The 24,333-nt window shown below is 61.3% G+C and carries 22 protein-coding genes; 14 read left to right on the forward strand and 8 right to left on the reverse strand.

What is annotated here, in order from left to right; all coding sequences use genetic code 11:
* Nucleotides 1-2: 2 nt before the first annotated feature.
* From sitB to L379_RS16570, 3 genes are read left to right on the forward strand one after another with little or no spacing between them, the layout of a single operon-like run.
* Complete coding sequence (gene sitB / locus L379_RS16580; RefSeq protein WP_017382524.1) at nt 3-809, forward strand: iron/manganese ABC transporter ATP-binding protein SitB; 807 nt, start codon at nt 3-5, stop codon at nt 807-809.
* Complete coding sequence (gene sitC, locus L379_RS16575) at nt 806-1,657, forward strand: iron/manganese ABC transporter permease subunit SitC (protein WP_015571185.1); 852 nt, start codon at nt 806-808, stop codon at nt 1,655-1,657. Before sitB ends, sitC begins: the two co-directional genes overlap by 4 nt.
* A complete protein-coding gene (locus L379_RS16570) occupies nt 1,651-2,490 on the forward strand; it encodes a metal ABC transporter permease (protein WP_032652917.1) in 840 nt (279 codons plus the stop codon). Before sitC ends, L379_RS16570 begins: the two co-directional genes overlap by 7 nt.
* Here L379_RS16570 and entD read toward each other — a convergent pair.
* Complete coding sequence (gene entD, locus L379_RS16565) at nt 2,426-3,115, reverse strand: enterobactin synthase subunit EntD (RefSeq protein ID WP_032652919.1); 690 nt, start codon at nt 3,113-3,115, stop codon at nt 2,426-2,428. The two genes, L379_RS16570 and entD, sit on opposite strands and share 65 nt — an antisense overlap.
* A gap of 62 nt (nt 3,116-3,177) precedes the next feature.
* Nucleotides 3,178-5,427, reverse strand: coding sequence for a TonB-dependent siderophore receptor (locus L379_RS16560; RefSeq protein WP_017382520.1), 2,250 nt, complete (start codon nt 5,425-5,427; stop codon nt 3,178-3,180).
* Nucleotides 5,428-5,573: 146 nt separating this feature from the next.
* Here L379_RS16560 and fes point away from each other — a divergent pair, with 146 nt between their 5' ends.
* Genes fes through entF form a run of 3 tightly spaced genes read left to right on the forward strand, consistent with a single transcriptional unit; the run spans nt 5,574 to nt 10,850 of the window.
* A complete protein-coding gene (gene fes / locus L379_RS16555) occupies nt 5,574-6,773 on the forward strand; it encodes an enterochelin esterase (RefSeq protein ID WP_032652922.1) in 1,200 nt (399 codons plus the stop codon).
* Between the two features lie 10 nt (nt 6,774-6,783).
* A complete protein-coding gene (locus L379_RS16550; RefSeq protein ID WP_015571182.1) occupies nt 6,784-6,996 on the forward strand; it encodes an MbtH family protein in 213 nt (70 codons plus the stop codon).
* Entirely contained in the window at nt 6,993-10,850 is a 3,858-nt protein-coding gene (gene entF / locus L379_RS16545; protein ID WP_032652924.1) for an enterobactin non-ribosomal peptide synthetase EntF, read from the forward strand. Before L379_RS16550 ends, entF begins: the two co-directional genes overlap by 4 nt.
* 82 nt (nt 10,851-10,932) lie before the next feature.
* Here entF and fepC read toward each other — a convergent pair whose 3' ends face one another.
* Genes fepC through fepD form a run of 3 tightly spaced genes read right to left on the reverse strand, consistent with a single transcriptional unit; the run spans nt 10,933 to nt 13,717 of the window.
* Entirely contained in the window at nt 10,933-11,727 is a 795-nt protein-coding gene (fepC, locus tag L379_RS16540) for an iron-enterobactin ABC transporter ATP-binding protein (RefSeq protein ID WP_032652926.1), read from the reverse strand.
* Nucleotides 11,724-12,713, reverse strand: coding sequence for an iron-enterobactin ABC transporter permease (fepG, locus tag L379_RS16535; protein WP_026080545.1), 990 nt, complete (start codon nt 12,711-12,713; stop codon nt 11,724-11,726). The genes fepC and fepG overlap by 4 nt, the downstream gene beginning before the upstream one ends.
* The gene (fepD, locus tag L379_RS16530) at nt 12,713-13,717 is read right to left on the reverse strand and encodes a Fe(3+)-siderophore ABC transporter permease (RefSeq protein WP_017382515.1); all 1,005 of its coding nucleotides are present in this window, start codon (nt 13,715-13,717) and stop codon (nt 12,713-12,715) included. Before fepD ends, fepG begins: the two co-directional genes overlap by 1 nt.
* 109 nt (nt 13,718-13,826) lie before the next feature.
* Here fepD and entS point away from each other — a divergent pair, with 109 nt between their 5' ends.
* Nucleotides 13,827-15,053: an enterobactin transporter EntS gene (gene entS / locus L379_RS16525; protein ID WP_017382514.1), complete on the forward strand. Its 1,227-nt coding sequence runs from the start codon at nt 13,827-13,829 to the stop codon at nt 15,051-15,053.
* Between the two features lie 77 nt (nt 15,054-15,130).
* On the opposite strand, the gene fepB is transcribed toward entS, so the two are convergent.
* Nucleotides 15,131-16,090 (reverse strand): Fe2+-enterobactin ABC transporter substrate-binding protein, encoded by a 960-nt coding sequence (fepB, locus tag L379_RS16520; RefSeq protein ID WP_032652928.1) that lies wholly within the window; start codon nt 16,088-16,090, stop codon nt 15,131-15,133.
* Nucleotides 16,091-16,277: 187 nt separating this feature from the next.
* Here fepB and entC point away from each other — a divergent pair, with 187 nt between their 5' ends.
* The 7 genes from entC (at nt 16,278) to L379_RS16485 (ending at nt 23,616) form a co-directional block, all read left to right on the forward strand.
* Entirely contained in the window at nt 16,278-17,453 is a 1,176-nt protein-coding gene (gene entC / locus L379_RS16515; RefSeq protein ID WP_032652930.1) for an isochorismate synthase EntC, read from the forward strand.
* A 9-nt stretch (nt 17,454-17,462) separates the two neighbouring features.
* Entirely contained in the window at nt 17,463-19,073 is a 1,611-nt protein-coding gene (entE, locus tag L379_RS16510) for a (2,3-dihydroxybenzoyl)adenylate synthase EntE (protein ID WP_017382511.1), read from the forward strand.
* Nucleotides 19,074-19,083: 10 nt separating this feature from the next.
* The gene (locus L379_RS16505) at nt 19,084-19,938 is read left to right on the forward strand and encodes an isochorismatase (protein WP_017382510.1); all 855 of its coding nucleotides are present in this window, start codon (nt 19,084-19,086) and stop codon (nt 19,936-19,938) included.
* The gene (gene entA / locus L379_RS16500; protein WP_032652932.1) at nt 19,938-20,690 is read left to right on the forward strand and encodes a 2,3-dihydro-2,3-dihydroxybenzoate dehydrogenase EntA; all 753 of its coding nucleotides are present in this window, start codon (nt 19,938-19,940) and stop codon (nt 20,688-20,690) included. The genes L379_RS16505 and entA overlap by 1 nt, the downstream gene beginning before the upstream one ends.
* Complete coding sequence (gene entH / locus L379_RS16495) at nt 20,690-21,103, forward strand: proofreading thioesterase EntH (RefSeq protein WP_015571173.1); 414 nt, start codon at nt 20,690-20,692, stop codon at nt 21,101-21,103. Before entA ends, entH begins: the two co-directional genes overlap by 1 nt.
* Before the next feature lie 149 nt (nt 21,104-21,252).
* Complete coding sequence (gene cstA, locus L379_RS16490) at nt 21,253-23,358, forward strand: pyruvate/proton symporter CstA (protein WP_017694336.1); 2,106 nt, start codon at nt 21,253-21,255, stop codon at nt 23,356-23,358.
* Between the two features lie 60 nt (nt 23,359-23,418).
* Entirely contained in the window at nt 23,419-23,616 is a 198-nt protein-coding gene (locus L379_RS16485) for a YbdD/YjiX family protein (protein ID WP_006809671.1), read from the forward strand.
* Here L379_RS16485 and L379_RS16480 read toward each other — a convergent pair.
* Nucleotides 23,613-24,017 carry a helix-turn-helix domain-containing protein gene (locus L379_RS16480; protein WP_017694334.1) on the reverse strand — a complete coding sequence of 135 codons (405 nt, stop codon included), beginning with the start codon at nt 24,015-24,017 and terminating at the stop codon, nt 23,613-23,615. The two genes, L379_RS16485 and L379_RS16480, sit on opposite strands and share 4 nt — an antisense overlap.
* A complete protein-coding gene (locus tag L379_RS16475) occupies nt 23,992-24,294 on the reverse strand; it encodes a type II toxin-antitoxin system RelE family toxin (RefSeq protein ID WP_015571170.1) in 303 nt (100 codons plus the stop codon). The genes L379_RS16480 and L379_RS16475 overlap by 26 nt, the downstream gene beginning before the upstream one ends.
* Between the last annotated feature and the right edge of the window lie 39 nt (nt 24,295-24,333).

The raw sequence follows: 24,333 nt of genomic DNA on the forward strand, positions 1-24,333 counted from the left end.
CCATGCACGAGGGGATTGTTGTAACCGACGTGACCGTGACCTACCGCAACGGCCACACGGCGCTGCGCGACGCATCGTTCAGCGTGCCGGGCGGATCGATTGCCGCCCTGGTGGGGGTGAACGGTTCCGGCAAGTCCACGCTGTTTAAGGCGGTGATGGGGTTTGTGCGGGCGGCGAGCGGCACTATCTCCATTCTGGGGCTGCCGCCTCACCGGGCTCTGCGTCAGAACCTGGTCGCCTACGTGCCGCAGTCGGAAGAGGTCGACTGGTCGTTTCCGGTGCTCGTCGAGGACGTGGTGATGATGGGCCGCTACGGGCATATGGGGTTTCTGCGTCGTCCCAAAGAATGCGATAAGCAGATCGTCACCGACGCCCTGAAGCGTGTAGATATGCTCGAGCTGCGCCATCGGCAGATTGGCGAGCTGTCCGGCGGGCAGAAGAAGCGCGTGTTTCTGGCGCGGGCGATTGCCCAGCAGGGCGAGGTGATCCTGCTCGACGAGCCGTTTACCGGCGTGGACGTCAAAACCGAAGCCAGGATCATCAGCCTGCTGCGGGAGCTGCGCGACGAGGGTAAAACGATGCTGGTCTCGACCCATAACCTGGGCTCGGTCACGGAATTCTGCGATTACACGGTGATGGTCAAAGGCACCGTGCTGGCGAGCGGCCCGACGGAAACCACCTTTACCGCCGAGAATCTCGAGCGCGCCTTTAGCGGCGTGCTGCGCCACGTGGTGCTCAGCGGCTCGGAAGATCGCATTATTACCGACGACGAACGCCCCTTCGTCACGCACCGTCAGGAGGCCAAATGAACGTGCTTCTCGAACCCTTCGGCTACGAGTACATGCTCAACGCGATGTGGGTCTCGGCGATGGTGGGCGGGCTATGCGCGTTTCTCTCCTGCTATCTGATGCTCAAAGGCTGGTCGCTGATCGGCGATGCACTGTCGCACTCCATCGTGCCGGGCGTAGCGGGGGCCTACATGCTCGGGCTGCCGTTCTCGCTGGGGGCGTTTTTATCGGGCGGGCTGGCGGCGGGCAGCATGCTGTTTCTCAACCAGCGCAGCCGCCTGAAGGAGGACGCCATTATCGGTCTGATCTTCTCCTCGTTTTTCGGGCTGGGGCTGTTTATGGTCTCGCTCAACCCGACCTCGGTGAACATTCAGACCATCGTCCTCGGCAATATTCTGGCTATCGCCCCGGAAGATATCGTCCAGCTGGCGATTATCGGCGTGGTGTCGATAGTTATCCTGCTGTTCAAATGGAAAGATCTGATGGTGACCTTTTTTGATGAGAACCACGCCCGCGCCATCGGTCTGCGTCCTGAACGCCTGAAAATCCTCTTCTTCACGCTGCTGGCGGTCTCTACCGTGGCGGCGCTGCAAACCGTCGGCGCATTTCTGGTGATCTGTCTGGTGGTCACGCCCGGCGCGACCGCGTGGCTGCTGACCGACCGCTTCCCGCGCCTGCTGATGATTGCCGTCGCCATTGGCAGCATCACCAGCTTCCTCGGCGCGTGGGCCAGCTATTACCTGGACGGCGCCACCGGCGGCATTATCGTCGTGGCCCAGACACTGCTGTTCCTGCTGGCGTTCGTCTTTGCGCCGAAGCACGGACTGCTTGCCAGCCGACGTCGGGCGCGGGAGGCACACCCATGTTGACGCTGCTTCTCGAACCGTTCCAGTTTGCGTTTATGAACAACGCGCTGCTGATTTCACTCATGGTGGCCGTGCCCTGCGCGCTGCTGTCGGTTTTTCTGGTGCTGAAAGGCTGGGCGCTGATGGGCGACGCCATGAGCCACGCGGTGTTTCCCGGCGTCGTGCTGGCCTGGATGATGGGCCTGCCGCTGGCGCTGGGCGCGTTCGTAGCCGGTCTTTTCTGCGCGGTCGCCACCGGATATCTGAAGGATAACAGCCGCATCAAACAGGATACGGTCATGGGGATCGTCTTTTCCGGCATGTTCGGCGCCGGGCTGATCCTCTATATCGCCGTCAAACCCGAGGTGCATCTCGACCACATTCTGTTCGGCGATATGCTGGGTATTAACGTGATGGACATTCTGCATAGCGGTCTCGTCGCGGGGCTGATTGCGCTGGTGATTGGCCTGAAGTGGCGCGATTTTCTGCTGTTTTGCTTTGACTATCAGCAGGCGCAGGCGAGTGGCCTGCGCACCCGCTGGCTGCACTACGGCTTACTGTGCATGGTTTCGCTGACCATCGTCGCGACGCTGAAAGCGGTGGGGATCATTCTGTCGATTTCCCTGCTGATTGCGCCCGGCGCCGTGGCGGTGCTGATTACCCGACGCTTTCACATGGCGCTGCTGGTGGCGGTCGCCGTTTCAGCGCTGGTGTCGGTAAGCGGCGTTTATGCCTCGTTTTATCTCGACAGCGCGCCTGCGCCGACCATTGTGGTCCTGTTCGCGATGGTGTTTATCGTGACGTTTGTGGTGACCAGCGTGAAGGCTCGTCGCCAGGAGCGTGTGACAGCAGGGTGATGACCTGTTCACCGTGCTGCTGCCAGTGCAGGCGGAAGGCGGTGCCTTCTTCAAAGCCTGCCAGTTGACGGGTCAACGCCAGCGTGAGCGTCTTATCGTCGAGCATGGTAACGCGGGCGCTGTCAAAACCCATCCAGGCTTGTACCTGCGGAAAGAGGGCCTTAAACAGGCTCTCTTTGGCGCTGAAGACCAGCGTCAGGGCGAGGGCGAACGGGTATCCCAGGCGGGAAAGCACAGGTTCTTCCTGCGTATCAATAATGCCGTCTTTGATTTCCCTGGCTTCGTTTTCGAAGAGGATCGTTTCACAATCGATGCCGATAAGCGCCGGGTATTGCTTGACGACGGCTATCGCCTGCGTGCCGCTGTGGGTGATGCTGCCGGAAATACCTTGCGGCCAGAGCGGTTCCCCGCTGGGGCCGATGGCGGGCATGGTGTGGTCAGGTAAGGCGTGCGCGGCGGCGATGCGGCCTGCCAGGTGGTCGGCCTTGCGTTTGCGTCCGGCGTCAGCGAGCTGCGCGTGATGGGGGAGCCAGAGGAGATCGGCGTCGGTAAAGGTGGCGGGGTCGAAAGTGATGCGGTGGAGGGTGTGGCCGGCGAGAGAAAATGTGCTGTGGGTTGTGTGCATGGTTTTTCCCCTCACCCTGACCCTCTCCCCGGAGGGGAGAGGGAAGGATTGACTTCAGTGCCTTAAAAACGCGTATTCACGCTCATATACCAGGTACGACCCGGTTCATTATACGTATACGCGCCCGCACCGTACATATACGCGCCGGTGGTGGTATTACCCGTGGTCTGGGCGTTACCCGCACGCCACTGGCGCTTGTCGAAGACGTTGTCCACGCCGCCGGTCAGGCTGACGTTTTTGGTCACGTCCCAGGTCGCGCTCAGGCCAACGATGCTGTACGGGCTGACTTCGTCTTTTTCAGACCCGGTCACCGGCTGACCTTTGTAGTTGTACTTCTTCGGCTGCTGCTTGCCGTACCAGGTGAAGGTCGACTGGAGCGATACGTCCTGATGCACCTGCCAGCTCAGGGTTGAGTTCAGCGTGTACTCAGGAATGATCGACAGACGATCGCCGGTCTCCTTGTTCTTGCTTTGCAGCATGTAGGTGATGTTATTGGTCCAGTTGATGGTATCGCTGACCGGCACGTTCAGGGAGCCTTCCAGACCTTCCACTACCGCCTTCGGCACGTTTTCCCACTGGTAGATATCGGTGGTGACTTTGCCGGTGGACGTCTGGCCAATCGGCGCGTAGCCCGCTTCAATCTTGTTGCGGTAGTCGTTGCGGAACCAGGTCACGCCCGCCAGCCAGCCGTCGCGTTTCCACTCCAGGCCAATCTCTTTGTTGATGCTGGTTTCCGCTTTCAGATCGTCGTTACCCATCATGTAGCAGCCCACGCCGTCGGAACTTGCGTAGCAGCCCTGGCCTTTACTGTACAGCAGATAGTTCGGGTTGGTCTGGTACAGGCTTGGCGCTTTATAGGCGCGCGCGATGCCCATCTTCAGGGTGAAGTCATCCCCCAGACCCTGCGACAGGTTCAGGGACGGGCTCCAGTTATTACCCACAATGGTGTGGTGGTCGAAGCGCAGGGCAGGGGTCAGCATGGTGCTGTCGGTCAGCTCCATGTTGTTTTCGGCAAACAGGGAGAAGATCTCCGCTGAAGTGTACGGGCTACGGTCTTCGCTCATGCCCGGAATGGTGCCCCCCTGTTGGGTTTGCGTGAAGGAGGTCGAGTCCTTCATGCGCTGCTGGTTCCATTCGGTGCCGAGCGTCAGGTTCTGGTTCACAATGAAATCAATCGGCAGGTTGATTTCGCTGTGCAGCATCACGTCGGCCAGGTCGGTGTCGGTGAATTTATTGCTGTTGAACAATCCTTCCAGACCGCCCGCCAGCCCTTCGCCCAGACGCGAGTTGCGGGTGTGCTCGTACTGCGCCCAGTTGCTGGTGGTAATGCCGTTATCCCAGCCGCCGTTCCAGGTCACCGCGAAGTTCTGACGATAGATACGGTTAGTCTCTTTACCGTAGTTCTTCTTCACCAGCCCGCTTGAGCTGTTGTCGTTGTTGGTATTCTGGGTATCGCCCGCGTAAAGGTTGTTCTGGCGGCTGTATCCCGCCTCAAACTCCAGGGACTGCATAGGCGCAAAGTCCCAGCGCACCACGCCGTTGATGTCTTTATTCTCGACCCCTTCACGGCCTGCCGGCAGCGTGTCGGCATATGCGCCGGTACGGTCAGACTGATGGCCCTGGTTAATGTCCCAGGCGTCGGCCTGGGTTTTATCCAGGTTACCGTACATGCGGAAGCTGAAATCCCCGCCCAGCGGGCCGCTCAGGCTGAAGTTAGTGCGTTTGGTGGAACCTTCGTCTTTATGCTCTGGCGCGTTCAGGTAGGTGTTCCAGGAGCCGTGCCACTGGTCGTCAAATTTTTTGGTGATGATGTTCACCACGCCGCCCGCCGCACCATTACCGTAGCGGGCAGCAGCCGGGCCACGGATCACTTCGATGCGCTCGATCATCTCCGGCGGGACCCAGCCGGTATCGCCGCGGGTATCACGCTCGCCGCGCCAGCCCAGACGGATGGAGTTGCGGCTGGTGACCGGCTTGCCGTCGATCAGGATCAGGGTGTTTTCCGGGCCCATGCCGCGAATGTCAATCTGACGGTTATTCCCGCGCTGGCCGCTGGTGGAGTTGCCGGTCAGGTTAACGCCCGGCATGGTGCGGATGATTTCCGCCACGTCCCGCGCGGGCGGGTTTTTGCGGATCTCGTCGGCGGTGATGGTCGACACGCCCGGCGCCTGCAAATTCTGCTCGGCGGCGGTGATCACCATGGTGTCTTCATGCTGCGCGGAGGCGGTGTTGTCGTCTGCCATGACGGGCAGCGCGACACCATAAATCCCTAAATTGACCAGCAAGGCCAGAGAGTGAATCTTCTTATTCATTGTACGTCCCGCTTTTATGGTTATTTAATGAGCGCGCTTCCCACAGCGCGGGCATTACGCTATTGCAAATGCAAATAGTTATCAATAATATTATCAATAAAATTTGCTCTGAAACAAAAAAGACTGTTAAACATGGGGTTATAAGGGTGACGGCGTTAACAACCGGAAGTGAAGCGTGGTGGCAGGCGAAAGACGGGCCGGAACGGGAACGTCATCAGGAAAACTATCGCGTGACATTCTGGTGGCGGGACCCGGCGGGAACGCAGAAAACGTCGACGGTTAAACGCGTCTGGCTCTACGTCACCGGTGTGACCGATCACCATCAAAATGCCCGTCCGCAGTCCCTTGAACGTATCCCGGATACCGACGTCTGGCAGTGGCAGGGCGAGTTCAGCCCCGAATGGCGCGGCAGCTACTGTTTTATCCCCTCCGACAATGAAAACGATTTTGCCAGCGCAGTGTTTGAAGGCGATCAGCCGGACCGCATGGCGCTGCGCGAAGGCTGGCGCAAACTGTTGCCGCACGCGGTGTCCGACCCGCTGAACGCCCAGAGCTGGCGCGGCGGGCGCGGGCACGCCGTCTCGGCGCTGGAGATGCCGGAGGCGCCCGTACAGCCCGGCTGGAACCATCCCGATACCCCTTACAAAAAGCCTGTCTGCATTGAGTGGCACAGCGCGCGTCTGAAGAACCGTCGCCGCGTGTGGATTTTTACCACCGGGGATGAAAACCCCGAGCGCCCGCTGGCGGTGCTGCTCGACGGGCAGTTCTGGGCCGAAAGCATGCCCGTCTGGCCTGCGCTGGCGTCGCTCACCCATGAAGGCAAACTGCCGCCTGCGGTCTATGTCTTAATCGACGTGATTGACACCGCACACCGCAGCCGCGAGCTGCCGTGTAACCCTGATTTCTGGCTGGCGGTGCAGGACGAACTTCTCCCGCAGGTGAAAAGCATGGCCCCGTTCAGCGACCGCGCCGACCATACCGTGGTGGCGGGTCAGAGCTTCGGCGGGCTCTCTTCCCTCTATGCGGGCCTCAACTGGCCGCAGCGTTTTGGCTGCATCCTCAGCCAGTCCGGATCCTACTGGTGGCCGCACCGCGGCGCGCAGCAGGACGGGCTGCTCATCGAACAACTCAAAGCGGGTGACAAAACCGCTCGCGGGCTGCGCATCGTCCTTGAGGCCGGGCGCAACGAGCCGCTTATTTTGCGCGCAAACCAGGCGATCCTCGCCGAACTAAACACTCAGCAACCGGTTTTCTGGCGTCAGGTTGACGGCGGACACGATGCGCTTTGCTGGCGCGGTGGGCTGACGCAGGGGCTGATGACCCTCTGGCAGCCGCTTATTCAATAACGGAGTCTGTATGGAATTCAGCAATCCTTTCGATAATCCGCAGGGACAGTTCGCCATTTTGCAAAATGACCAGGGGCAGTACAGCCTGTGGCCGCAGCAGTGCGAGTTGCCCGCGGGCTGGCGCGTGGTCTGCGAACCGCAATCTCAGGAGGCATGCCAGCAGTGGCTGGCGGAACAGTGGCAGACGCTTGAGCCGTCATGTTTTGCGGGGGAGCGCGCATGAACCGTCTCCCTCTTGTCGCCGCCCAGCCGGGGATCTGGATGGCAGAGCAGCTTTCCTCCCTGCCAAACGCCTGGAGCGTCGCGCACTACACCGAGCTGAAAGGCGCTATCGATGCGCCATTGCTGGCAAAAGCCATCGCTGAAGGCATGATGCAGGCCGACACCCTGAGGATGCGTTTTGCCGAAGATAACGGTGAGGTGTGGCAGTGGATCGATGAGGCCATGCTCCTGCCGGAGCCGTCCATCGTGCGCGTTGACTCCCACGACGCCGCCGTGGCGCTGATGGAGGCCGATCTCAACCAGAACCTGCGCGTCGACAGCGGTCAGCCGCTGGCGTTTCACCAGCTGATCCAGGTGGGAGAAAGCCACTGGTACTGGTATCAGCGGTATCATCATCTGGTGGTAGATGGCTTCAGCTTCCCTGCTATTACCCGTCAGATCACCGCCATTTACGCTGCGTGGCAGAAAGGTGAATCCACGCCGGCCTCGCCGTTCACCCCGTTCGCCGAGGTGGTGGAGGAGTATCAGCGCTATCGCGACAGCGAGGCGTATCAGCGCGACGGTGCTTTCTGGGCCGAACAACGCAAACAGCTTCCTTCTCCGGTCTCGCTCTCTTCCGCGCCGCTGCCGGGACGCGCCGCCACCACCGATATCCTGCGCCTGAAAATTGCGATGGACAGCCGTGCGTTCAGCCAGCTTGCACAGAAGGCAGGCCAGGCGCAGCGTACCGATCTGGCCCTTGCGCTGGTGGCGCTGTGGCTGGGCCGCCTGACCGGACGGCTGGACTACGCCGCCGGGTTTATCTTTATGCGCCGCATGGGCTCCGCCGCGCTGACCGCGACCGGACCGGTGCTCAACGTCCTGCCGCTGGCGGTGAATATTCGCCCGCAGGAGAGCCTGCCGGAACTGGCGCTGCGCCTGGCGAACCAGCTGAAAAAGATGCGCCGCCATCAGCGTTACGACGCCGAGCAGATCGTGCGCGACAGCGGACGTGCCGCAGGCGACGAAGCCCTTTTTGGTCCGATGCTGAACGTCAAGGTGTTCGATTATCAGCTGAATATCGACGGCGTGGAGGCCATTACCCACACGCTGGCAACCGGCCCGGTGAACGATCTGGAGCTGGCGCTGTTCCCGGACGAGCAGGGCGGACTGAGCATTGAGATCCTCGCCAACGGGCAGCGTTACGACGAGGCGACGCTGAAGGGGCACGCGGCGCGCCTGAACGCAATGCTGATGCAGTTTGCCGCCAATCCGGATCTGCGCTGTGGCGACGTGGAAACCGTATCAGAGCAGGAGTACGCCCGGCTGGCGCGCATCAACGATACCGGGCTGGCGCTGCCGTCCACCACGCTGGCGGATCTTGTGGCGGAGCAGGCGAGCAAAACGCCGGACGCCCCCGCGCTGGCGGATGCCCATACTGAACTGAACTATCGCCAGATGCGCGAGCAGGTGGTCGCGCTGGCAAACCTGCTGCGCGCGCGCGGCGTGAAGCCGGGCGACAGCGTGGCGGTGGCGCTCCCGCGCTCGGTGTTCCTGACCCTGGCGCTGCACGGGATTGTTGAAGCAGGCGCCGCCTGGCTGCCGCTGGATACCGGTTACCCGGATGACCGTCTGCGGATGATGCTGGAGGACGCGAAGCCGTCGCTGCTCATTACCACCGACGAGCAGCTTCCGCGCTTTAACGATCTGCCGATCGCCACCTTTAGTTACAACACACTATTACCCGCCACCGATGCTGAACCTCTGCGCCTGGCGAAGCCGGAGCAGACCGCGTACATCATCTTTACCTCCGGTTCGACGGGGCGTCCAAAAGGGGTGATGGTCGGCCATACCGCCATCGTTAACCGCCTGAAGTGGATGCAGGATCATTATCCACTGGCGGCGCATGATGTGGTGGCGCAGAAAACGCCGTGCAGCTTTGACGTGTCGGTGTGGGAGTTCTGGTGGCCGTTTATCGCCGGGGCGAAGCTGGTGATGGCCGAGCCGGACGCGCACCGCGATCCGCAGGCGATGCAGGGCTTCTTCGCAGAATATGGCGTAACCACCACCCACTTCGTGCCGTCGATGCTGGCGGCCTTTGTCGCCTCTCTGACCCCGGAAAACGCTGTGTGCTGCAAAACCCTTAAGCAGGTGTTCTGTAGCGGCGAAGCGCTGCCGACCGGGCTGTGCCGCGAGTGGGAACTGCTGACCCGTGCGCCGCTGCACAACCTCTATGGTCCAACGGAAGCGGCGGTGGATGTGAGCTGGTATCCGGCGTTTGGCCCCGAGCTGGCGGCGGTGGAAGGCAACAGCGTGCCGATCGGCTTCCCGGTGTGGAATACGGGGCTGCGCATTCTGGACGCGATGATGCGCCCGGTGCCGTTCGGCGTGGCGGGGGATCTCTATCTCACCGGCATCCAGCTGGCGCAGGGGTATCTGGGACGCCCCGACCTTACCGCCAGCCGCTTTATCGCCGATCCGTTTGCCCCCGGCGAGCGAATGTACCGCACCGGGGACGTTGCCCGCTGGCTGGACAACGGCGCGGTGGAATATCTGGGCCGCAGCGACGATCAGCTGAAAATCCGCGGCCAGCGCATCGAGCTGGGCGAAATCGACCGGGCGATGCTCGCGCTGCCGGATGTGGCCCAGGCGGTGGCGCACGCCTGCGTGTTCAACCAGGCGGCTGCCACGGGCGGCGATGCCCGCCAGCTGGTGGGATACGTTGTCTCTGAATCCGGCTTACCGCTGGATCGCGACGCGCTGCTTGCATCACTCAAAGCCCAGCTGCCGCCGCATATGGTGCCGGTGGTGCTGCTGCAAATCAGCGCGCTGCCGTTAAGCGCCAACGGCAAGCTGGATCGCAAGGCGCTGCCGCTGCCGGAGCTGACCAGCAAAACTTCCGGTCGCGCGCCCGAGACGCAAACTGAAGTCACCGCGGCGCAGGCGTTTTCTGCCCTGCTGGGCTGCGCGGTGAACGATATCGAGGCCGATTTCTTTGCCCTCGGCGGCCACTCGCTGCTGGCGATGCGCCTTGCGGCTCAGCTCAGCCGTGCGTTCAGCCGCAAGGTCACGCCGGGGCAGATTATGGTCGCCTCGACGGTGAGCAAGCTTAGCGCCCTGCTGGACTCGCAGATGAGCGACGAGCAGGCGCAGCGTCTGGGGTATGAAACCGTTCTCCCGCTGCGTGAAAGCAACGGCCCCACGCTGTTCTGCTTCCATCCGGCGTCCGGCTTTGCCTGGCAGTTTAGCGTCCTGGCGCGCTACCTCAGCCCGCGCTGGTCAATCGTCGGCATTCAGTCTCCCCGGCCTGACGGGCCGATGCAGCAGTGTACGGATCTCGATGCGGTGATCGAGCATCATCTGAACACGTTGCGTAAGCAACAGCCGCAGGGGCCGTATTATCTATTCGGCTATTCCCTCGGCGGCACGCTGGCGCAGGGCATTGCGGCGCGTCTGCGCGAGCAGGGTGAAGACGTAGCGTTCCTCGGCCTGCTGGATACCTGGCCACCGGAAACCCAGAACTGGGCGGAGAAAGAGGCCAACGGCCTCGATCCGGAGGTGCTGGCGGAAATTGAGCGCGAACGCCAGGCGTTTATTGCCGCCCAGCAGGGGCAGGGCTCCAGCGAGTTGTTTAACGCCATTGAAGGCAACTATGCGGACGCGGTGCGGCTGCTCACCACGGCACATAGCGCGCGGTTTGACGGTAAAGCGACGCTGTTTGTCGCCGAGCGAACGCGAACCCTCGATCCGCAGGCCGCGTGGGCGCCGTGGGTGGGTGAGCTGGAGGTGTACAGCCAGGACTGCGCCCACGTGGATATCATTTCACCGCAGGCGTTTGAAAAGATTGGGCCGGTACTGAAGGAAATTTTTGGATAGTGCAAATGCCCGGTGGCGCTGCGCTTACCGGGCCTACGGGAGCTGAATGTAGGCCGGGTAAGGCGTAGCCGCCACCCGGCAATTACCGCCGACCCAACGGCACCACCAACGGCGTACCCGCCACCGGATCCTCAATAATCATGCAGCGCATGCCGTAGATCCGCGCGATCAGATCCGGCGTCACAATCTCTTTCGGCGCGCCCTGCGCCACAATCTCGCCGTCGCGCAGCGCAATCAGATGCGTCGCGTAGCGGCACGCCTGGTTTAAATCATGCAGCACCGCCGCCAGGGTATACCCCTGCGTACGGTTCAGTTCGCTCAGCAGCTCCAGCAGGTCTATCTGATGGCTGATATCCAGCCAGGTCGTCGGCTCGTCCAGCAGCATGATCGAGGTTTCCTGTGCCAGCACCATCGCGATCCACGCGCGCTGGCGCTGTCCGCCGGAGAGGGTATCGACGCTTTGCTGGGCCAGATCGGTGATGCCCGTCGCCTGCATCGCGCGCTTCACGGCCTCGTCGTCCTCCTTGCGCCAGCGGGTAAACAGCGGCTGGTGCGGATAGCGCCCGCGGGAGACCAGCTCCTGCACGGTAATATCCCCCGGCGTGGTGGCGTTTTGCGCCAGCAGCCCAATTCGGCGCGCCACCTCTTTGCTGGCGAAGCGCTGGATCTGCTCCCCGTCGAGGAACACGCTGCCCTCAACCGGCGACATCAGGCGGCTCAGCGTGCGCAGCAATGTCGATTTGCCGCAGCCGTTTGGCCCGATGATGGCGGTGAAGTGGCCGTCCGGAATGGCAACGGATAAGTCCCGGGCAATGATTTTTTTACCGTAGCCGAGGGTCAAGTTTTCGCCGCGCAAGCGGGGTGTTGAATCTGTCATTTCTTGCGTGACTCCTGAACGAGCAAGACGATGAGGTAAATCCCGCCGAGGCTGACGGTCACCACGCCCACCGGCAGTTGATAAGGCGTAAACAGCCGCTGAGCGCAGAGATCGGCGGCCAGCAGTAATACTGCGCCGCACAGCGCTGCCTGGGTTAATCCCCAGCGCGCGGTGCCGCTAAGTCGCCGCGCGATATGCGGCGCGACAAGGGCAATAAATGAGATCGGCCCGGCGATGGCGGTAGACGCTGCGGTCAGCAAGACCGCCACCAGCATCAGCATCAGGCGAGAGCGCTCTACGCTCACGCCCAGCGCGCAGGCGCTGTCGTCGCCCATCTCCAGCAGCCGCATGCGCCTGACCAGCAGCAACGCGCCAATAAACATCAGGATAATCAGCGGCGCGGCGGGCCAGGTTTTTCCCCACGTCAGACCGTTGAGGGAACCGGCGTACCACAGCCCGGCGGAGAGCGCGGTTTCCAGCGACGCCTGTAGCAGAAGCCAGGTGTTAAACGCCATCAGCATCGCGCGGATGCCGATCCCGATGATGATCAGGCGGAAGGTGTCGATGCCGTTGCGCCAGGCCAGGGCCCAGATAAGCAGGGAGGTGAGAATGCCGCCCGCCATCGCCGTAAAGGTAATGGCCGTGAGATGCTGCCCGAACAGCACCATCGCCACCAGCACCCCGCTCCACGCGCCGGTATTCAGGCCCATCACGTCCGGGCTGCCGAGGGGGTTACGCATCAGCGACTGGAATATTGCGCCGCTGACGCCAAGCGCTGCGCCAACCAGGATCGCCATCGCCACACGCGGCAGTCGCCATTCGGTGACCACCATGGTGATGTTACGTGGCGCGCTGCCGGTGAGAGCATGAAAGACCTGCGCGAAATCAAGCGTTACGGCACCGCTTTGCAGGCTCCAGACCGCCAGCAGCAGACTGGCGACGACCAGCAGGGCGACGCTGGTGAGTAATCGACGGGACGGGGCCATCATGCGCCACCCCCGCGTCTGCGTCGTACCAGGAAGATCAGCACCGGCGCGCCGATAAAGGCGCTGACCACCGAGACGCGCAATTCACCCGGCACCAGCAGGCGGCCCAGTACGTCGGCAAACAGCAGCAGGGCAGGGGTCGCCAGCAGCGTGACCGGCAGTGACCAGCGGTGATCCGCCCCCACCAGCCAGCGCGCCATGTGCGGCATCATCAGGCCGATAAAGGCAATCGGCCCGACGACGGCGGTCGCGCTGCCGCACAGCACGGTGATGACAAGCAGGCCCGTCAGCTGCGTGCGCGCCACGCGGTTGCCGAGGGCGGTCGCGGTGTCGCTGCCGAGGCTCAGGCTGTTGAGCGCCCGGCTTAAACACAGCGCTACGGCGGCAGAGATAAACACCGGGAATGCCACCACTTTCAGGGTATCAAGGGTACGGATATCCAGCGAACCGGCCTGCCAGAAGCGCAGCTGGTCATACACGTCCGGGTTGAGCAGGGCGATGCCGTTCGATAAGCCTTCCAGCACCGCCGCGAGCGCCACGCCCGCCAGTGTCAGACGTACCGGGCTGAGCTGTCCGCCGCCCTGGCTGCCGGTAAAGGCCACCACCAGCGAGGCGGCCAGCGCGCCGCAGAAGGCCATCACCAGCTGTTCAGACGGAGAGGTGAAACCAAACAGCGCCGCGCCGAGCACAATGGCGAAACTGGCACCAGAGTTCACGCCGAGAATGCCAGGGTCCGCCAGCGGGTTGCGGGTGAGGGTTTGCATCAGGGCACCGGCAAGCCCGAGTGCGCCACCGGCCAGCAGGCCGGCAAGGGTGCGGGGCAGGCGGGCGTCGAGCACGATAATGCAGTCGGCGCTCTGGCAGGTACCGGAGAGCGCATCGACAATAACGGACGCGGGCAGCGGCTTCGCGCCAACCAGCAAACTGAGTGCAATCGCAAGGATCAACAGCAGCAATAAAACGGGCACGGCTACGGCGCGCACCGCGGAAGAGGAAAACGACATAGCAACGTCCATGATGTGATAATGATAGTAATTATCGTTATCTATCTTATTTGGCTATGTTAGCATGTGCGCCCATGGAAATGGTAGACCGATACCTCAAGGCCTTGTCATGAATCAAAAATCCTGGCTGCTCAACCTCAGCCTGCTGAAAACGCACCCGGCGTTTCGAGCGGTTTTTATCGCCCGCTTTATCTCCATTTTATCCCTCGGCCTGCTCGGGGTCGCCGTGCCGGTACAGATCCAGACCATGACCCACTCCAGCTGGCTGGTGGGGTTATCCGTCACCTTAACCGGCGGGGCGATGTTTATCGGCCTGATGGTGGGCGGCGTACTGGCGGACCGCTACGAGCGTAAAAAACTGATCCTGCTGGCGCGCGGCACCTGCGGGGTGGGCTTTGTCGGGCTGTGTCTGAACGCAATGCTGCCGGAGCCGTCGCTGATGGCGATTTATGCCCTGGGCCTGTGGGACGGCTTTTTTGCCTCGTTAGGCGTGACGGCGCTGCTGGCGGCCACGCCCGCGCTGGTCGGGCGCGAGAACCTGATGCAGGCGGGGGCGATCACCATGCTCACCGTGCGTCTGGGATCGGTGATTTCGCCGATGGTCGGCGGCCTGCTTCTGGCGACCGGCAACGTGGCGTGGAACTACGGCCTTGCCGCGGCGGGAACCTTTATCACCACCCTGACGCTGCTGCGTCTGCCGCTCCTGCCACCGCCGCCGCAGCCGCGCGAGCATCCGCTGAAGTCCCTGATGGCCGCGATTCGTTTTCTGTTCAGCAACCCGCTGATTGGCGGCATTGCGCTGCTCGGCGGCCTGCTGACGATGGCGAGCGCCGTGCGCGTGTTGTACCCGGCGCTGGCGGGCGAGTGGCAGATGAGCGCCTCAGAGATTGGCGTGCTGTACGCCGCCATTCCGCTCGGCGCCGCGTGCGGGGCGCTGACCAGCGGAAACCTGGCGCAGAGCGCGAGACCGGGGTTAATCATGCTGGTGGCGACGCTGGCCTCGTTTATCGCGATTGGTTTCTTCAGCCTGATGCCGGTGTGGGCGCTGGGGGTGATGTGTCTGGTGATTTTTGGCTGGCTGAGCGCGGTCAGCTCTCTTTTACAGTACACCCTGATCCAGACCCAGACGCCGGAAGGGATGCTCGGGCGCATTAACGGCCTGTGGACGGCGCAGAACGTCACGGGCGATGCGATTGGCGCAGCGATCCTCGGCGGGCTGGGGGCGATAATGACCCCGGTGGCGTCGGCGAGCAGCAGCGGGTTTGTGTTAGCCGTGGTTGGCGTAATTTTATTGGCGGTTTTGGTGGAGTTGCGTCGGTTCAGGCAGAACCTGTAGGTCGGGTAAGGCGTAGCCGCCACCCGACAAAACGCCCGGTGGCGCTGCGCTTACCGGGCCTACGGGAAACGTGCCACTTATTTAAAAATTGAATTCAAACGCTGCAACACCAACAACGCGCTGTAATAATCCAGGCGGAACGTCTCCGTTCCCAGCGCCCAGACGCGCTTGTTCTTGACCGACGGCAGATGCGCCAGCAGCGGATTGGCGTAAATCGCGTCCACGTCTTTCTGGTCGCCGGCAAACACGAACAGCCCTTCGCCGTTCAGCCCCGTCGCCAGGTTTTCCCCGCCCAGCTGAATAATGTCGTGACGCTTGCCCTGGCTTTTCGAGGTGTGCAATCCATCAGGTAACGCTGCCAGCGTGAAGCCCAGCTGGTGCAGCAGCTTGCCCTGAGCCGAGTCTGTCGTCCACAGGTTCGCCGTGTGCGCCGCGGCGGTGTAGACGAGGGCGTTCACCGGCTGCGGCGGCAGCTTCATCTGCTGCTTCACCTGGGCGAGCTGTTTATCGAAGGCAGCGATGCGCTCTGCGGCCTGTGTTTCCTGCCCGGTGATCGTCCCCAGCTGGGTCAACAGTTCCTGCCAGCTTTTGTCGTCGTAGTTAATAATAAGCGTCGGGGCGATGGCGGAAAGCTGATCGTAGAGTGCCAGCGCGGAATCCCCGCCGGTGGCGCTGATCAAAATCAGGTCCGGCATCTGGGCCGCGACGGCTTCGGCGCTCGGCTCGCCGATGTACAGCCGGGCAACCTTACGCTGTTTCGCGATATCGCCCCACTGACGTAAAAAGCCCTGTGCATCCGCCACGCGGTTGTTTGGCGTGGTGGCTCCGCTGGCAATAACCGGGGCGTCAATGGCCAGCAGGGAGCCGGTTAGGGTCACGCTGGTGGAGATAATGCGCGTCGGTTTGCGCTCAAGCGTATGTACGCCGCGGCTGTCTGTGACCTGACGCGGCCAGTCGGCGGCCGTCGCTGAGGTTAGTCCTAAAACAAAAAGTCCTGTTAAAAGAAAGGCATTACGGCAAACGGCAGGGAGTTTCACAGAGCGGCATCCTGTTTTTGTTGAAGTTAATGCTTCTCATTTTCATGATTGCGGGGAAGGTATGCAAGCGTTAGTCGCACAAGTTGTTTGCTCTGCGGTTGACACCAGGGCGATGTGGGATTAGGTTAGCCGACGAAAATATAAATGATAATCATTATTACTGCTTTTATCATTTTAGGAGGATGATATGGATACGTCATTGGCTGAGGACCTTCAGCACACCGCGACCACGCTGCAATCAGACAGCTTTTTCTTTATGTCGCCCTATCGCAGTTTTACCACGTCAGGCTGTTTTGCCCGTTTTTCTGAACCCGCCGTCGGCGGTGACGATCCGGCGGGCCCCTTTCAGCAGAAATTAGCTCAGGCTTTCCAGAATGCGAAAAACAGCGGCATTGCCCATCCGGTGATGGTAGGGGCGATCCCCTTCGATACCCACAAACCGTCATCGCTGTTTATTCCGCAACGCTGGCAAACCTTCTCCCGCCCGGCGCGTCAGCAGTCCGCACGCTACGCCTCCGGCGCGCAGACGCTGAACGTGCAACAACGCACCGAGATCCCGCCGCAGCCGGTTTTCGAGGAGATGGTCGCTCGCGCCGCGTCGCTCACCGCCACGCCGCAGGTGAATAAGGTGGTACTGTCGCGCCTGATTGATATCGCCACCGACAAACAGATTGATAGCAGCGCGCTGATGGAGCGTCTTATCGCCCAGAACCCGGCTAGCTTTAACTTCCACGTACCGCTGGAAGACGGCGGCGTGCTGCTGGGCGCCAGCCCGGAACTGCTGCTGCGTAAAGAGGGCGCGCACTTTAGCTCGCTGCCGCTGGCGGGCTCTGCGCGCCGTCAGCCGGACGATGTGCTGGATCGCGAAGCGGGCACTAAGCTGCTGGCCTCCGAAAAAGACCGTCACGAGCACGACCTGGTAACGCAGGCGATGAAAACCATTCTGGAACCGCGCAGCCATCATCTGACCATGCCGGCTTCCCCGCAGCTCCTCACCACCCCAACGCTGTGGCATCTGGCGACGCCGGTAGAAGGTGACGCGCGTGAAAACGAGAACGCCCTGACGCTGGCCTGCCTGCTGCACCCGACGCCAGCGCTAAGCGGCTTCCCGCATCAGGCGGCAAAAGAGCTGATTGCCGAGCTGGAGCCGTTCGATCGTGAGCTGTTCGGCGGCATCGTCGGCTGGTGCGACAGCGAAGGTAATGGCGAGTGGGTGGTAACTATCCGCTGCGCGCGGCTGCATCAAAATACCGTTCGCCTGTTTGCCGGCGCGGGTATTGTGCCTGCTTCCTCCCCGGTGGGCGAGTGGCGCGAGACGGGCGTGAAGCTCTCCACCATGCTCAACGTGTTTGGTTTGCACTAAGGAATACTCATGACCATCCCTTTTACCCGCTGGCCTGAGGATTTTGCCCGCCGCTACCGTGAAAAAGGCTACTGGCAGGATCTGCCGCTGACCCACATCCTGACGGACCATGCGGATAACGATGCGGTCGCGATAATTGACGGCGATCGCCGCATCACCTACCGCGCGTTTAATCAGGCGGTGACGAATCTGGCGTCTGTCCTTCAGGCGCAGGGGCTGCATCGCGGCGAGACCGCGCTGGTGCAGCTCGGCAACGTGGCCGAGTTCTACATCACCTTCTTCGCGCTGCTGCAAATCGGCGTCGCACCGGTCAACGCGCTCTTTAGCCATCAGCGCAGCGAACTCAACGCCTACGCGGAGCAGATCAAACCCGCCGTGCTGATTGCCGATCGCGACCACACGCTGTTCGCGGGTGATGATTTTCTCAATACCTTTGTGGATGCGCATCGCTCTGTACGCGTTGTGCTGCTACGCGGCGATAAGGGCGAACACGCGCTGGAGGCGGCGATTGCACGCCCGGCGGACAATTTCATCCCGAACCCGACGCCCGCCGACGAAGTGGCGTTCTTCCAGCTCTCCGGCGGCAGCACCGGCACGCCGAAGCTGATCCCGCGTACGCACAACGACTACGACTACAGCATCCGTCGCAGCAACGAAATCTGCGGTATCACTGCGCACACCCGCTATCTGAACGCGCTTCCTGCGGCGCATAACTACGCCATGAGCTCGCCGGGATCGTTAGGCGTTTTCACGGCGGGCGGCTGCGTGGTGCTGGCTAACGATCCGAGCGCCACGCTCTGCTTCCCGCTGATTGAGCAGCATCAGATAAACGTCACCTCACTGGTGCCGCCCGCGGTCAGCCTGTGGTTGCAGGCGATTGCCGACGGCGCGGGGAACGCCCAGCTGAAATCCCTCGAACTGCTCCAGGTAGGCGGCGCACGTCTCTCCGCCACGCTTGCGGCACGTATTCCGGCGGAAATTGGCTGCCAGCTTCAGCAGGTGTTTGGCATGGCGGAAGGGCTGGTGAACTACACCGCCCTCGACGATGCGCCGGAGCGCATCATCAATACCCAGGGCCGCCCGATGTGCCCGGACGATGAAGTGTGGGTGGCGGACGAGGACGGCAACCCGCTGCCGCGCGGGGAAGTCGGGCGTCTGATGACGCGCGGCCCTTACACCTTCCGCGGCTATTTCAATAGCCCGGAACACAACGCCAGCGCCTTTGATGCCAACGGTTTCTACTGCTCGGGCGATCTGATCGCCATCGATGAGCAAGGTTACATCACCGTGCAGGGGCGCGAGAAAGATCAGATCAACCGCGGCGGCGAGAAGATCGCCGCCGAAGAGATCGAAAACCTGCTGCTGCGCCACGACGCGGTGATCCACGCCGCGCTGGTGAGCATGGAGGACAGCCTGCTGGGCGAAAAAAGCTGCGCGTACCTGGTGGTGAAACAGCCCCTGCGCGCGGTGGAGGTGCGCCGCTTCCTGCGCGAGCAGGGCGTCGCCGAATTTAAGCTGCCGGACCGCGTGGAGAGCGTGGATGCGCTTCCGCTCACGCCGGTCGGCAAAGTTGATAAGAAACAGTTGCGCCTGTGGCTTGCTGAACGCGCCCGGGGCTGAGGAACAGAGAATGGCCATTCCAAAATTAACCGCATACGCGCTGCCAACCGCCGCCGAACTGCCGACCAGTAAAGTGAACTGGGCGTTTGAGCCGGAGCGCGCCGCACTGTTGATCCACGATATGCAGGAGTACTTCCTGAACTTCTGGGGCGAAAATAGCGACATGATGCAGCAGGTAGTGGCGAACATCGCTAAACTGCGCGCGTACTGCAAAGAGCACAATATTCCGGTGTACTACACCGCGCAGCCGAAAGATCAGAGCGACGAAGACCGCGCCCTGCTGAACGATATGTGGGGGCCGGGCCTGACTCGCTCGCCGGAGCAGCAGCGCATCGTCGCTGAGCTGACCCCGGACGAAGCGGACACCGTGCTGGTGAAGTGGCGCTACAGCGCGTTTCACCGCTCGCCGCTGGAGCAGATGCTTAAAGAGACCGGGCGCAACCAGCTTTTGATCACCGGCGTGTACGCCCACATCGGCTGCATGACCACCGCCACCGACGCCTTTATGCGCGACATCAAACCGTTCTTTATCGCCGACGCGCTGGCGGATTTCACCCGCGACGAGCACCTGATGTCGCTGAAATACGTGGCAGGACGTTCGGGCCGCGTGGTGATGACCGACGAGCTGCTGCCGTCCGTTCCGGCAACGAAAGCCGCGCTGCGTGAGCTGATCCTGCCGCTGCTGGACGAGTCCGACGAGCCGATGGATGACGAAAACCTGATCGACTACGGTCTGGATTCAGTGCGGATGATGGCGCTGGCCGCCCGCTGGCGCAAAGTGCACGGCGACATTGATTTCGTGATGCTGGCAAAAAATCCGACCCTCGATGCCTGGTGGGCGCTGCTCTCCCGCGAGGTGAAGTGATGGCTTTTGATTTCACCGGTAAAACGGTCTGGGTGACGGGCGCGGGTAAGGGCATTGGTTATGCGACCGCGCTGGCATTTGTGGAGGCCGGGGCGCAGGTGACCGGGTTCGATCTGGCTTTCCCTCACTGCGAATATCCGTTTGCCACCGAAACGCTGGACGTGGCGGATGCGGCGCAGGCGAGTGACGTCTGCGGGCGTTTGCTCAGCACCCTTGAGCGGCTCGATGTGCTGGTTAACGCGGCGGGCATTCTGCGTATGGGCGCGACGGATCAGCTCTCGCAGGAGGACTGGCAGCAGACCTTTGCGGTCAACGTCGGCGGCGCGTTCAACCTGTTCCAGCAGACGATGGGCCAGTTCCGTCATCAGCAGGGGGGGGCGATTGTGACGGTGGCCTCTGACGCGGCGCACACGCCGCGCATCGGCATGAGCGCCTACGGCGCGTCGAAAGCGGCGCTGAAAAGCCTGGCGCTGACCGTCGGGCTGGAGCTGGCGGGCAGCGGCGTACGCTGTAACCTGGTGTCGCCGGGTTCAACGGATACCGACATGCAGCGCACCCTGTGGACCAGCGATGATGCGGAACAGCGGCGCATTCGCGGCTTTGGCGAGCAGTTCAAGCTCGGCATTCCGCTCGGTAAAATTGCCCGTCCACAGGAGATTGCTGCGACCGTGCTGTTCCTGGCATCCGATGCCGCCAGCCATATCACCTTGCAGGATATCGTGGTGGACGGCGGCTCCACGCTGGGGGCGTAATGATCTGGAAACGTCATTTAACGCTCGAGGAGCTGAACGCCACCAGCCTGAATACGATGGTGGGGCACCTTGGCATCGTCTATACCCGCCTCGGGGACGATACGCTGGAAGCAGAGATGCCGGTAGATGCCCGCACCCACCAGCCGTTTGGCCTGCTGCATGGCGGCGCCTCGGCGGCGCTGGCGGAAACGCTGGGCTCAATGGCCGGTTTTCTGATGACCCGTGACGGGCAGAACGTGGTGGGCACGGAACTGAATGCCACGCACCACCGCGCGGTCTCTCACGGTAAGGTACGCGGCGTGTGTCAGCCGCTGCATCTGGGCCGTTCCAGCCAGAGCTGGGAGATCGTGGTGTTCGACGAGCAGGGGCGGCGGTGCTGTACCTGTCGGTTGAGTACGATGGTGTTGGGGTAAGTCATTCAGCTGAAAGTGATCGGCTTAACACTGTGGTGTAAATCTCTGGTTTGACCACGCATTATTGCGTTTCAAAGTTGTTAAATTTTATCCGTTGTTCTAGAAACAAAATGTAACATCTCACTGTTTCACAACAACGGACAACAACTATGAACAACTCAGGGAAATACCTTACGTGGGCGGTGCTCTCCGTGGTGGGAGCCTTTGCCCTGGGCTATATCGCCCTCAACCGGGGGGAGCAGATCAACGCGCTGTGGATCGTCGTCGCCTCCGTCTGCATTTATCTGATCGCATACCGTTTTTATGGCCGCTATATCGCTAAGACGGTACTGGGCGTAGACGGCACGCGCATGACGCCGGCCGTGCGTCATAACGACGGTCTGGACTACGTGCCGACCGATAAAAAAGTGCTGTTCGGTCACCATTTCGCGGCGATTGCCGGGGCAGGCCCGCTGGTGGGGCCGGTACTGGCCGCGCAGATGGGCTACCTGCCAGGGATGATCTGGATCCTCGCGGGGGTGGTGCTGGCGGGCGCGGTGCAGGACTTCATGGTGCTGTTCGTCTCCACCCGCCGCGACGGTCGTTCGCTGGGTGAGCTGGTGAAAGAGGAGATGGGCGCAACCGCCGGGGTGATTGCGCTGGTGGCGACCTTTATGATCATGGTGATCATCCTCGCGGTGCTGGCGATGATCGTTGTGAAAGCCTTGACCCACAGCCCGTGGGGAACCTATACCGTCGCCTTCACCATTCCGCTGGCGCTGTTTATGGGGATCTATATCCGCTATCTGCGTCCGGGGCGCATTGGTGAAGTTTCAGTTATTGGCCTGGTGTTCCTGGTGTTTGCCATTATCTCCGGCGGCTGGGTAGCGGAAAGCCCGACCTGGGCGCCGTTCTTCGACTTCACCGGCGTGCAGCTGACCTGGATGCTGGTGGGCTATGGCTTTGTGGCGGCGGTGCTGCCGGTGTGGCTGCTGCTGGCCCCGCGTGACTACCTCTCTACCTTCCTGAAAATCGGCACCATCGTCGGGCTGGCGATCGGCATTCTGATTATGCGCCCGACCCTGACCATGCCTGCGCTGACCAAATTTATTGACGGCACCGGCCCGGTCTGGACCGGCAACCTGTTCCCGTTCCTGTTTATCACCATCGCCTGTGGGGCGGTGTCGGGCTTCCACGCGCTGATCGCCTCCGGAACCACGCCGAAGATGCTGGCGAATGAAAATCAGGCCTGCCTGATTGGCTACGGCGGCATGCTGATGGAATCCTTCGTGGCGATTATGGCGCTGGTTTCGGCCTGTATTATTGACCCGGGCGTTTACTTTGCGATGAACAGCCCAATGGCGGTACTGGCACCGGCCGGCACCGTTGACGTGGTTGCCTCTGCCGCGCAGGTGGTCAGCGGCTGGGGCTTTGCGATTACCCCTGAAACGTTGACGCATATCGCTAATGAGGTCGGCGAGCAGTCGATTATCTCTCGTGCAGGCGGGGCACCAACGCTGGCGGTGGGCATGGCCTACATTCTGCACGGCGCGCTGGGCGGGCTGATGGATGTCTCGTTCTGGTATCACTTCGCCATTCTGTTCGAGGCGCTGTTTATTCTGACGGCGGTGGATGCCGGTACGCGTGCGGCGCGCTTTATGTTGCAGGATCTGCTGGGGGTGATCTCCCCGAACCTGAAGCGTACCGATTCACTCCCGGCTAACCTGCTGGCGACGGCGCTGTGCGTGCTGGCGTGGGGCTACTTCCTGCATCAGGGCGTGGTCGATCCGCTGGGCGGGATTAACACCCTGTGGCCGCTGTTCGGTATCGCCAACCAGATGCTGGCGGGCATGGCCCTGATGCTCTGTGCCGTAGTCCTGTTCAAGATGAAGCGCCAGCGTTACGCATGGGTGGCGCTGGTGCCAACGGCGTGGCTGCTGATCTGTACCCTGACCGCGGGCTGGCAGAAAGCCTTCAGCCCGGACAATAAGGTGGGCTTCCTGGCGATCGCCAACAAGTTCCAGGCGATGATCGACAGCGGTAAGATCCCGGCACAGTACACCGAGTCGCAGCTGTCGCAGCTGGTGTTTAACAACCGTCTGGACGCCGGGCTGACCATCTTCTTTATGGTGGTGGTTGTGGTGCTGGCGTTGTATTCTCTGAAAACCGCGCTGGCGGCGCTGAAAGTCGACACACCGACGGCGAAAGAGACGCCGTATGAGCCAATGCCTGAGAACCTGGACGAGATTGTCACCCAGGCGAAAGGGGCGCATTAACCCGTGTGCCGGGTGGCGGCTTCGCCTTACCCGGCCTACATTTCCTGTGAGATCAGAACTATGTTCGACACCCTTTCCAAAGCAGGTAAATACCTGGGCCAGGCCGCTAAAATGATGATTGGCGTGCCGGATTACGACAACTACGTCGAGCATATGCGCGTCAACCACCCGGACCAGACGCCCATGACCTACGAAGAATTTTTCCGCGACCGTCAGGACGCCCGCTACGGCGGCAAGGGCGGGGCGAAGTGCTGTTAACCCTCTTTTGGTAAATAGAGGCTGATCTGCTCCTGTTTACAGCCGTAAATTGCCGCCAGCTTTTCGCGGGTGCGCTTTTGCGGTCGGGAGTCCAGCGCTTCCAGCTGTGACACGGCGGACTGGCTGATGCCAAGCTTCTCCGCCACCTCCTGCTGGGACATGCCGCGTAAAATGCGCCAGGCGGCCTGTAGGCTGACGTTCTCGTTATGCATGACGTCGCACACTTCCCCCGGTAAACCTACGTTATCGTAGATATCTGATTCATAAGGGATGTCTTCCCAGTCGCTTTCATCCTCATCGTCATACTCAAGCGTGGCTAAACGCATGCGAAAATATTCACTATAAGGAATGACAACATACTGTTTTTTCCCTTCTTTATCCTTTATGAACTGAACAGTCATATTCCGTATGCTCCTCATGAAGGTAGGTGGTTGTTGTCCGGCGTTTAACCGCCACTACGTAGCAGATATCACCCGGCGGATCCCCGAAGGTGTAAATTACCCTGTAATCACCTAATCGCAGCCTGTAGTGGTTTTCGGGAGATGATAATTTCTTGATATCCGCGACAGGTGATGTTTTATCATCCATCTTCTCCAGCCTGAATTTAATGCGGTTCTGATATCGCGTATCGATTTTAGAAAATTGCTTCTCAGCGGTCTTTGACCAGACAATCTTCATCCGTACCTCCACTGTACGCCCACACAAAAAATAAGGAAA

The organism is Enterobacter sp. MGH 33, assembly GCF_000534535.1.
Lineage (GTDB): Bacteria > Pseudomonadota > Gammaproteobacteria > Enterobacterales > Enterobacteriaceae > Enterobacter > Enterobacter hormaechei_C.

What these genes read in the sequence shown, in the direction of transcription:
- cstA (WP_017694336.1), top strand. Translation starts at nt 21,253, where the DNA reads ATGAACAACTCAGGGAAATACCTTACGTGGGCGGTGCTCTCCGTGGTG.
- L379_RS16505 (WP_017382510.1), top strand. Translation starts at nt 19,084, where the DNA reads ATGGCCATTCCAAAATTAACCGCATACGCGCTGCCAACCGCCGCCGAA.
- sitB (WP_017382524.1), top strand. Translation starts at nt 3, where the DNA reads ATGCACGAGGGGATTGTTGTAACCGACGTGACCGTGACCTACCGCAAC.
- entD (WP_032652919.1), bottom strand. Translation starts at nt 3,115, where the DNA reads ATGCACACAACCCACAGCACATTTTCTCTCGCCGGCCACACCCTCCAC.
- entA (WP_032652932.1), top strand. Translation starts at nt 19,938, where the DNA reads ATGGCTTTTGATTTCACCGGTAAAACGGTCTGGGTGACGGGCGCGGGT.
- L379_RS16485 (WP_006809671.1), top strand. Translation starts at nt 23,419, where the DNA reads ATGTTCGACACCCTTTCCAAAGCAGGTAAATACCTGGGCCAGGCCGCT.
- entE (WP_017382511.1), top strand. Translation starts at nt 17,463, where the DNA reads ATGACCATCCCTTTTACCCGCTGGCCTGAGGATTTTGCCCGCCGCTAC.
- entH (WP_015571173.1), top strand. Translation starts at nt 20,690, where the DNA reads ATGATCTGGAAACGTCATTTAACGCTCGAGGAGCTGAACGCCACCAGC.
- sitC (WP_015571185.1), top strand. Translation starts at nt 806, where the DNA reads ATGAACGTGCTTCTCGAACCCTTCGGCTACGAGTACATGCTCAACGCG.
- L379_RS16550 (WP_015571182.1), top strand. Translation starts at nt 6,784, where the DNA reads ATGGAATTCAGCAATCCTTTCGATAATCCGCAGGGACAGTTCGCCATT.
- fepD (WP_017382515.1), bottom strand. Translation starts at nt 13,717, where the DNA reads ATGTCGTTTTCCTCTTCCGCGGTGCGCGCCGTAGCCGTGCCCGTTTTA.
- entS (WP_017382514.1), top strand. Translation starts at nt 13,827, where the DNA reads ATGAATCAAAAATCCTGGCTGCTCAACCTCAGCCTGCTGAAAACGCAC.
- L379_RS16570 (WP_032652917.1), top strand. Translation starts at nt 1,651, where the DNA reads ATGTTGACGCTGCTTCTCGAACCGTTCCAGTTTGCGTTTATGAACAAC.
- fepC (WP_032652926.1), bottom strand. Translation starts at nt 11,727, where the DNA reads ATGACAGATTCAACACCCCGCTTGCGCGGCGAAAACTTGACCCTCGGC.
- L379_RS16560 (WP_017382520.1), bottom strand. Translation starts at nt 5,427, where the DNA reads ATGAATAAGAAGATTCACTCTCTGGCCTTGCTGGTCAATTTAGGGATT.
- L379_RS16480 (WP_017694334.1), bottom strand. Translation starts at nt 24,017, where the DNA reads ATGACTGTTCAGTTCATAAAGGATAAAGAAGGGAAAAAACAGTATGTT.
- L379_RS16475 (WP_015571170.1), bottom strand. Translation starts at nt 24,294, where the DNA reads ATGAAGATTGTCTGGTCAAAGACCGCTGAGAAGCAATTTTCTAAAATC.
- fepG (WP_026080545.1), bottom strand. Translation starts at nt 12,713, where the DNA reads ATGGCCCCGTCCCGTCGATTACTCACCAGCGTCGCCCTGCTGGTCGTC.
- entF (WP_032652924.1), top strand. Translation starts at nt 6,993, where the DNA reads ATGAACCGTCTCCCTCTTGTCGCCGCCCAGCCGGGGATCTGGATGGCA.
- entC (WP_032652930.1), top strand. Translation starts at nt 16,278, where the DNA reads ATGGATACGTCATTGGCTGAGGACCTTCAGCACACCGCGACCACGCTG.